This is a genomic window from Saccharopolyspora shandongensis (assembly GCF_900106995.1).
Taxonomy (GTDB): Bacteria; Actinomycetota; Actinomycetes; order Mycobacteriales; family Pseudonocardiaceae; genus Saccharopolyspora; species Saccharopolyspora shandongensis.
Map to the genome: position 1 here is coordinate 1 of NZ_FNOK01000112.1, position 9,194 is coordinate 9,194.

The window sequence follows — 9,194 nt, forward strand, 5'->3', positions numbered from 1 at the left end:
AGGTCTACTTCTCACCGGTGATGGACCTGTTCGACCGGCAGATCATCTCCTATACGACGAGTACCTCACCCAACCTGGAGCTGACCAACTCCGCCCTGCGCGACGCGCTGGCGACTCTGGACGAGGGCCAGGCACCGTTGGTGCACTCAGACCAGGGATTTCAGTATCAGCATCGTTCCTGGCGGCACCTGCTGGCCGGAGTGGGCGCGACCCAGTCGATGTCCCGCACAGGCAACTGCCACGACAACGCCGTCATCGAGAGCTTCTTCGGCCACCTCAAAGAAGAAGTGTTCCACCACACCCGCTATCTCAGCGTTGAGGCGTTCACCACCGCGCTGGATGACTACATCACCTGGTTCAACACCGACCGGGGCCACACACACTGCGAGGGCCTGAGCCCGGTGCAATACCGAGCCCAGACCCTCGCTGCCTAGACTCTTACTTAACGAGTCCAACTCCCGGGGACCACTTCACCGAGCGGCCACGCCGCTCCGCGGTGCCCTTCGCCCTTCACCCGGCCGTGTTTTCGGGTCGGAGTTCACGGGTCGGTCACGCATCTCGGACCGCACCTGCACCCGACGCGGACCGGGCCGTATCCTGAAAACCATGGCCAAGCAGGACAAGGCCGCCAAGAAAGCGGCGGCCAAAGCAAGGCGCCAGGCAACACGGGGCCGGATCAAGCAGATCTTCGAGGCGTTCAAGATGCAACGCCGGGAGGACAAGCTGCTCCTCCCGCTGATGCTCGGGGCGTTCCTCGGCGTGACCGCCGTGGTGTTCCTGCTGGGCATGATCTGGAGCCTGCACTGGGTGTTCCTCCCGGTCGGCCTGGCCTTCGGCCTGCTGGCCGCAGTGATCATCTTCGGCCGGCGCGTGCAGTCGACCGTCTACCGCAAGGCCGACGGCCAGCCCGGCGCCGCCGGTTGGGCCCTGGACAACCTGCGCGGCCGCTGGGTGCTGACCCAGGCCGTGTCGGGCACCGCCCAGCTCGACGCCGTGCACCGGCTCATCGGCCGCCCGGGGATCGTGCTGGTCGGCGAGGGCTCGCCGCACCGGGTCAAGTCGCTGATGTCGCAGGAGAAGAAGCGGATCTCCCGGCTCGTCGGCGAAACCCCGATCTACGAGATCACCGTCGGCCACGAGAAGGACCAGGTGCCGCTGAGCAAGCTGCAGCAGCGCATCATGAAGCTGCCTCGCAACATCGGCCCGGCCCAGATCGACGCGATCGAGAACCGGCTCGCGGCGCTCGCCAGCCGGGGCAACTCGCTGCCCAAGGGCCCCATGCCGCAGGGCGCCAAGATGCGGAACGTGTCGCGCGCCGTTCGCCGCGCGAAGTAACGAACAACGAGGACGACGAAGCGGGCCCGGGTCGAAGAACCCGGGCCCGCTTCTTTCGCGTCGCGATCCGTCAGCGGCGGAGGACGATGGTGCCGGTGATCCGGTCGTGCCAGGAGCGGCCGTCGAAGTTCCACACCACGGCCGGGACGATCAGCGCCGTCAGGACGCAGCGCACCGCGGCCCGCCACGGCCCCACCATGACCGCGCCGTCGACCCGCGCGACCCAGATCCGCATCGCCGCCATGCCCGGCGTGGCCCCGAAGAAGGTCACCGGGACCACGGTGATGACCACCCAGGCCACCAGGCTCCAGTTCTGCGGGTAGTCCGGCGCGGTGAACAACGCGGCGACCAGCGCGGCCAGCACGATGTCGATGAGGAACGCCGCCATCCGCCGGCCCACCGGCGCCGCGGCGCCTGGCCCGCTCTCGGGCAGCCCCAGCTTCTGGCCCCGCCACTCGGGCCGGGTCTCGTTCGCCTGCTCGCGCGCCTGTTTGAATGCGCTCTTCGGGCCGTCCAGCCACGATCCGACTTTTCGCACGTCACCCAGGGTACGTGCCACCCGCGCTGGCGCTGTCGGAGCATCACGTTCGGCCACTGCGCGCAACCCCCACCACCCGAACAGGCGGCAGTTAACGCCCGCGAAACATTCGGGTGACGACGGGGCAACACCCCTGACATAACGTTGGTTTCGAGCCGGCGGAACCCAAGGCATGGCGGTCGGTGAGCTGTACGAGTGCGGTTAGGAGCCACCGAGGTTGTTCAAGAATCCTGACGAGGTCCTGCGCTTCATCGCCGATGAGGACGTCAAGTTCGTCGATGTCCGGTTCTGCGACCTGCCGGGCGTGATGCAGCACTTCACGGTGCCCGCGACCGCGTTCGACCAGGACGCCTTCACCGAGGGGCTGGCCTTCGACGGCTCGTCGGTGCGCGGCTTCCAGTCGATCCACGAGTCCGACATGCTGCTGCTGCCGGACCCGTACACCGCTCGCGTCGACCCGTTCCGCGCCGAGAAGACACTGATCCTCAACTTCTTCGTGCACGACCCGTTCACGCTGGAGCCCTACAGCCGCGACCCGCGCAACATCGCGCGCAAGGCCGAGCAGTACCTGAACGAGTCCGGCATCGCCGACACCGCGTTCTTCGGCGCCGAGGCCGAGTTCTACATCTTCGACTCGGTCAAGTTCGGCGAGGCCGCCAACAAGACCTTCGCCGAGGTCGACTCGGTCGAGGGCTGGTGGAACACCGGCCGCGACGAGGAAGGCGGCAACCGGGGCTACAAGACCCGGATGAAGGGCGGCTACTTCCCGGTCTCCCCGTACGACCACTTCGCGGACCTGCGCGACCAGATGGTCAAGCAGCTGGTCGGCTCGGGCTTCACCATCGAGCGGGCGCACCACGAGGTCGGCACCGGCGGCCAGGCCGAGATCAACTACAAGTTCAACACGCTGCTGCACGCGGCGGACGACTTGCAGCTGTTCAAGTACGTCATCAAGAACACCGCCTGGCAGCACGGCAAGACCGTGACGTTCATGCCCAAGCCGCTGTTCGGCGACAACGGTTCCGGCATGCACAGCCACATGTCGCTGTGGAAGGACGGCAGCCCGCTGTTCTACGACGAGTCCGGTTACGCCGGCCTGTCGGACATGGCGCGCCACTACATCGGCGGCATCCTGCACCACGCGCCGAGCCTGCTGGCCTTCACCAACCCGACGGTGAACTCCTATCACCGCCTGGTGCCGGGCTACGAGGCCCCGGTGAACCTGGTGTACTCGCAGCGCAACCGCTCCGCCTGCATGCGGATCCCGATCACCGGTGCGAACCCGAAGGCCAAGCGCGTCGAGTTCCGCTGCCCGGACCCGTCCGGCAACCCGTACCTGGCGTTCGCCGCGATGATGATGGCCGGTCTGGACGGCATCAAGAACAAGATCGAGCCGGCCGAGCCGATCGACAAGGACCTCTACGAGCTGCCGCCGGAAGAGGCCAGGAACGTGCCGACCGTGCCGGACAGCCTGTCGAAGGTCATCGACAACCTGGAAGCCGACCACGACTTCCTGCTCGAGGGTGGCGTGTTCACCCCCGACCTGATCGAGACCTGGATCAGGCTGAAGCGGGAGGACGAGATCGACCCGATCCGCCTCCGCCCGCACCCGCACGAGTTCTCGCTGTACTTCGACGTGTGATCGGCTGAGCGATCGAGCAAGGCGGGGTGGGGACTTCCGGTCCCCACCCCGCTTTCGCATCAGATGCCCTGCCACGGCGTCAGCGGGGCGCCGACCGTGCCGGGCTTGAACCGCAGCAGCGCGCCGGCGCAGGGATCGCCGAGCAGCCCGGGCTCGTCGTAGCCGAAGCACGCCGACGTCACGTACATCTCCTCCAGCCGCGACCCGCCGAAGGCCAGGCTGGTGATCCGCCGGGTCGGCGCCCACAGCACGGTTTCGAGGTCCCCGCTCGGGGCGTACCGGTGGATCCGCCCGGTCCAGTGCATCGCGACCCACACGCAGCCCTCGGCGTCCACCGCGACGCCCTCCGGGCTGCCCTCCGACTCCGCGCAAGCCACCCACTGCCTGCCGGACAGCGCCCGGGCCCGCTCCACGTCGTAGTCGTAGACCCAGATCGCGCGCGTGTCGACCACGTACATCCGCGTACCGTCCGGGCTCCAGGCCAGCCCACCGGCGCCGGTCACCCCCTCGACCAGCAGCCGCGCGCGGTCGCCGTCGAGGACGAACAGCGCGCTCGCGCGGACGTCGCGGGAGTGCGTCAGCGTGCCGGCCACGAACCGCCCCGCCGGATCGCACGCACCAACGCTCATCCGATCGCCGTTGCGCACCTGCACGACGGGCTCCAGCGCGGCGCGACCCAGGTACACCCGCGCGAAGCCGTTCCCCGCGGCCGCGATCAACTGCCCGTGCCGGGTCGCGCCCAGCGCGGTCACCGCGCCCGGCAGCACCCGCACCTCGTCGACACCGGAATCCCGGTGATAGGTGTGCAATTCGCGGCGCATCAGGTCCACCCAATACACGCAATTGAGCGCCGGCATCCACAGCGGGCTCGTCCCGCACAGCGCCTGCCGGTCGACGAGCAGCTCGAAGTCCTCGGACATCGACCTCTCCCATCCCGAAACACGCACGCACTCGATCGCCGAGGCTACTGGTGAATTCGGCAATTCGGGACCGCCGACCGGGGTTTCCCGGAAATGGTCCAATGGGGACGCCGGAGCTGCGATGCACCATCCGGCCTATTCGATTACCGCAACTGCGCGCGGTGGAACAATTTCACCAGGCCGCTGCCCGAATGGTCCACGTTGCACGATCGCCGGTCAACGCCCCGAAATGTCCCGGACGAAACAAACCCGGTCGTGCCCCGGACCATCGTAATCGCGGTGCACGGGCACCCCGTCGGCCTCGGTGTCACCAGGCACGAGCTCGAATCCCATGCGCCGGTGGAACGCGATCGACCCCGAGTTCGCCGGGGACGTGATGCAGTGGACTCGGCCGCGCCCGGCACGAGAAGCGGCATCGAAGAATTTGGCATATAGCGCGCGAGCGAGCCCGCTTCGGCGCAGCGCCGGGTCGACGCCGACGAAGTGGATGTAGGCGTCCGCGGCGCGGTCGGCGGACAGGAATCCGATCAGAAAACCGGTCATTCGGCCATCCCGCTCGGCCACGAAGCTGGTGTCGGAGAAATGCTGCAGGAACAATCGCGGCACCAGCAGCGACAATTCGCGAGCGGCGGCGGGGCTGCGGGAATCGGTCCACCACGACTCGATCGCCGCCACGATCCGCCGGTGGTCGTGCTCTTCCGCGTTGCGAAGCCGATCAGTCATGTCCGCCACCCTAGGCGTCGCGATCAGGAGCCGTAAAAGACGCGTTCGACGACGGCGCGGGCGTGCCGCGTGACCCGGAGGTAGTCGTCGACGACCTCACCGGTGTCCACGCCGGCCGGATAGCCCAACGCGGCGGCAACCGCGCTCAGCTCCCGGGTGTGCTTGGGAAGCTGGTCGTCGGGCTTGCCACGCACCAGCATCACCGCGTTGCGCACGCGCATCGCCAGCGTCCACGCCTCGATGAGCTCGTCGGCATCGCCGGCCTCCAGGACGCCGACGGCCGCCGCGGAGCGCAGCCCTTTCACGGTCGAAGTGGTTCGCAGCTCGGGGAACTCGTGCGCGTGCTGCAGCTGCAGCAACTGCAGCGTCCACTCCACGTCGGCCAGGCCACCGCGCCCGAGCTTGGTGTGCGTGGCCGGATCGGCGCCTCGCGGCAGCCGCTCGGAATCCACCCGCGCCTTGATGCGCCGGATCTCCCGGGCCTTGGCCTCGTCCAGCCCGCCCTCCGGATACCGGATCAGGTCGATCGAGCGGCAGAACCGCTCGCCCAGGTCCCGATCACCGGCGACGGCGCGCGCCCGGAGCAGGGCCTGCGCTTCCCATGCCTCGCCCCACCGCCGGTAGTACGTCAGGTAGGAATCCGGGGTCCGCACCAGCGACCCTTGCCGCCCCTCCGGGCGCAGGTCGATGTCGACCTCCAGCGGCGGATCCTGGCTCGGCGCGCCGAGCAGCCGCCGGACCTGCTCCACGACGGAAGTGGCGAACCGGACGGCAGTGCGCTCGTCGGCCTCGCCGACGGGCTCGCACACGAACATCACGTCGGCATCGGACCCGTAGCCCAGCTCGTTGCCGCCCAGGCGTCCCATCCCGATGACCGCGATCCGCGCCGGGACCTCGCCATCGGATCGGCTGGCCACGTCCCGCACGGCCACGTCCAACGCGGATTCCAACACGGCAACCCAGATGCTCGACAGGGCCCCGAACACCGTGGTCGGCTCCATCAGGCCGAGCAGGTCGCCGCACGCGATGCGCAGCAGCTCGTGCCGCCGCAACGAACGAGCCGCGGACACCGCCCGCTGCGGCTCCGAGTACCGCGCGACCGCGCTGCGCAACGAAACCGCTGCCTCCATCGGATCCCGCTCGGCGAGAGCCGAAGTGTCCGAGAGCAGCCGCAGCACCTCCGGTGCCCGCACCAGCAGTTCCGGCACCAGCTTCGAGGTGCCCAGCAGCTGGGCCAACCGCTCGGCGACCACACCCTCGTCGCGCAGCAGCCGCAGGTACCAAGGGGTTTCGGCCAAGGCCTCGGAAACCTTGCGGTAGGCGAGCAGACCACCGTCGGGATCCGGCGTGTTCGCCAGCAGATCCAGCAGCATCGGCAGCAGCGTGCCCTGGATGCTGGCCCGCCGCGACATCCCGGCCGTCAACGCCCCGATGTGCCGCAACGCGCCTTCCGGCGAGGTGTAGCCGAGCGCGGCCAGCCGCTCGACGGCCGCCGAGGTGGTCAACCGCAGCGCTGCGGTGGGCACCTTCGCAACCGCCTCCAGCAGCGGGCGGTAGAAGAGCTTCTCGTGCAGCCGGCGAACCCTGTTGCCGTGCCGACGGAACTCGCCCACCAGGGCCTGAGCCGCGGTGTTCCGGCCGCTGGAGCGCAAGCCGACCGCGCGGGCCAGCACCGTCAGCGCATCGGCGTCGTCGAACGGCGGGAAGAGGTGGGTGCGCCGCAATTGCCGCAGCTGCAACCGGTGTTCCACGGTGCGCAGGAACCGGTAGGAGTCCACGAGGTCCGCCGCGTCCGCGCGGGCCACGTAGCCGCCGTCGCCCAGCGCCAGCAAAGCGTCCAATGTGGATTTCGAGCGGAGCGAGCCGTCGCTGCGGCCGTGCACCATCTGCAGCAGCTGCACGGCGAACTCCACGTCCCGCAAACCGCCGCGGCCGAGCTTCAGCTCACGCTCCACCAACTCCGAAGGGACGTGCTCCTCGACCCGCCGCCGCATGGACCGCACGTCCGCGACGAAGCCTTCGCGCTCCGCGGCGGTCCACACCAACGGCTGCACAGCCTCCAGGTACCGGTCGCCGAGCTCCTCGTCGCCGGCCACCGGCCGCGCCTTCAACAACGCCTGGAATTCCCAAGTGCGAGCCCATCTGCGGTAGTAGCTGAGGTGCCCGTCGAGCGTCCGCACCAGCGCGCCGGCCTTGCCCTCCGGCCGCAACGCGGCGTCGACCTCGAAGAACGCCGGACCCGCCACGCGCATCATGAGGCTGGCCAACCGGGTGGCCGCCGGGATCTCCGACTCGCTGTGGGCGACGAACACGACGTCGACGTCGCTGACGTAGTTCAGCTCCCGGCCGCCGCACTTTCCCATCGCGATCACCGCGAGCCGAGGAACCTCGTCCACGCCCGACCGCTGCAGCTCGGCGACGGCGACCGACAGGGCCGCGCGAAGCGCGGCCACCGCGACATCGGAGAGGTTCGCCGCGACGCTCTCGTACGGCATCGTGGGCAGCGACGGCTCCGCAACGCTGGCCATGTCGTTTCCGGCGACGTCCAGCAGCAAGCCGCGATAGGTGCCGCGCAGAGCACTGACCGCCTCCGGGCCGTGAAACGTCGCGACCGGGCCGCCCTCTGTTCCCGGTACTCCGTCGCCGTCCGCTTCGACCGACGCCAGCAGCACCGCAGTGCGTTCATGGAGAGTGCTCGGCTGAACAGTGTCGGAGCGCAATCGGCGCCAGTCACCGGGATTCGCCACGAGATGATCGGCGAACGCCGTGGAATCGCCGAGCACGCCGAACAAACGCCCGCGCAGCCCGATGTCGTCCGCGAGCGCCCGCGACAACTCCGCCCAGCCCGAGCCGACGGCCTCCCGAATCCGGTCGAGCGACAGCAGCGCGAGATCCGGGTCCGGCGTGCGGGACAACGCAGCGACGATCGGCTCGGATTCCCCGGGGCCCGTGTCCGACCACCAGCCGACTCGCCTCAACTGGTCCCCGGCACGCGACGCGTCGCTGAATCCATAACGCGCGGTGGACGGCACCGAACCCGATCGGGACGAGTTGCTGTTCGCCATGTTCGAACCGTAGTCCGCGTTGAATCCCGTTGGAGACCCCACCTGACGACAATCACGCCAACGGCAGGAACCTGCTGGTGGTCCGCTCCTCCGGCGGCGTGGCGACCAGTCGGACGAAGCGCTCGGCGACCGGCTGCCAGGTTTCGGCGAGGTCGGCGTGGAACTCCCGCAGGTGCTCGACCTCCAGCTGCCCCGGCCGCACCGTCTCCGCCACTTCAGGCGACAGCCTGGCCCACTCCAACACCATGTCCGGCGTCGTCTCGATGTGGAACTGCAACCCGTAGGCGCAGTCCCCGACCCGGAACGCTTGGTTGTCGCACTTCGGCGAAGAAGCGAGCAGTTGCGCCGAGGGCGGTAGGGAGGAGATCTCGTCGGTGTGGAACTGCAGCACATCGGGGGTCAACGGAACCGGGCCGAGCAGCGGATCCTCCGCCGCGGCATCCCGCTTCGCGACCAGCAAGGTCCCGGCCTCCGGCCCCTTGCGAGCGGGGCGCACCTGGCCGCCGGTGGCCACGGCGAGCAGCTGAGCACCGAGGCAGACCGCCAACACCGGTACCCGCTCACCCACGGCCTTGCTCAGCAGGGCGCGAAGTCCGGCCAGCCAAGGGTGTTCCGCGTCGTCGTACACGCCCATCTCGCCGCCGAGCACGACCAAACCCTGATGATCGTCGAAGCCGGCCGGAAGTTCCTGCTCCGCGGGGAGCACGACGTCGAGTTCCGCGCCGGCGGCGAGCAGCCACTCGCCGAGCTCGCCCGGCGGATCCAACTTCGACGGTTGGACAACGAGAATCCGCACACCACCCATGCCCGTGAGCGTACGTGCCGACAGCACGGCCGCCTACGGCCTTTCGGGCGCGTTCCCGCTTCATGGCAAATAAAAGGGGGCTCCCTTTTCTGTTTCCAGAAAAGGGAGCCCCCTTTAAATAGTGTGTCGGCGGTGTCTTACTCTCCCACACCCTGTCGAGTGCAGT

Annotated in this window: 8 protein-coding genes; 3 read left to right on the forward strand and 5 right to left on the reverse strand. The window is 68.8% G+C overall.

Going from position 1 to position 9,194, the window contains the following annotated elements; translation table 11 throughout:
• Positions 1 to 434 (forward strand): IS3 family transposase (locus tag BLW84_RS45435; protein ID WP_143061377.1); only part of this gene is annotated, 434 nt, incomplete at its 5' end.
• A gap of 172 nt (positions 435 to 606) precedes the next feature.
• Positions 607 to 1,335 carry a DUF4191 domain-containing protein gene (locus tag BLW84_RS45440; RefSeq protein WP_093278893.1) on the forward strand — a complete coding sequence of 243 codons (729 nt, stop codon included), beginning with the start codon at positions 607 to 609 and terminating at the stop codon, positions 1,333 to 1,335.
• 70 nt (positions 1,336 to 1,405) lie between these two features.
• Here BLW84_RS45440 and BLW84_RS45445 read toward each other — a convergent pair whose 3' ends face one another.
• Positions 1,406 to 1,873, reverse strand: coding sequence for an RDD family protein (locus tag BLW84_RS45445; RefSeq protein WP_093278895.1), 468 nt, complete (start codon positions 1,871 to 1,873; stop codon positions 1,406 to 1,408).
• A gap of 217 nt (positions 1,874 to 2,090) precedes the next feature.
• Between BLW84_RS45445 and glnA the strand changes: the two genes are divergently transcribed.
• Positions 2,091 to 3,515, forward strand: coding sequence for a type I glutamate--ammonia ligase (glnA, locus tag BLW84_RS45450; protein WP_093278897.1), 1,425 nt, complete (start codon positions 2,091 to 2,093; stop codon positions 3,513 to 3,515).
• 59 nt (positions 3,516 to 3,574) lie between these two features.
• Here the strand turns inward: glnA and BLW84_RS45455 are convergent, their stop codons facing one another.
• From BLW84_RS45455 to BLW84_RS45470, 4 genes are all read right to left on the reverse strand, one after another.
• Positions 3,575 to 4,435 carry an SMP-30/gluconolactonase/LRE family protein gene (locus BLW84_RS45455; RefSeq protein ID WP_093278899.1) on the reverse strand — a complete coding sequence of 287 codons (861 nt, stop codon included), beginning with the start codon at positions 4,433 to 4,435 and terminating at the stop codon, positions 3,575 to 3,577.
• A gap of 216 nt (positions 4,436 to 4,651) precedes the next feature.
• A complete protein-coding gene (locus BLW84_RS45460) occupies positions 4,652 to 5,158 on the reverse strand; it encodes a GNAT family N-acetyltransferase (RefSeq protein WP_093278905.1) in 507 nt (168 codons plus the stop codon).
• 23 nt (positions 5,159 to 5,181) lie between these two features.
• Complete coding sequence (locus BLW84_RS45465; RefSeq protein WP_093278901.1) at positions 5,182 to 8,223, reverse strand: bifunctional [glutamine synthetase] adenylyltransferase/[glutamine synthetase]-adenylyl-L-tyrosine phosphorylase; 3,042 nt, start codon at positions 8,221 to 8,223, stop codon at positions 5,182 to 5,184.
• 52 nt (positions 8,224 to 8,275) lie between these two features.
• A complete protein-coding gene (locus BLW84_RS45470; RefSeq protein ID WP_093278903.1) occupies positions 8,276 to 9,028 on the reverse strand; it encodes a type 1 glutamine amidotransferase in 753 nt (250 codons plus the stop codon).
• Between the last annotated feature and the right edge of the window lie 166 nt (positions 9,029 to 9,194).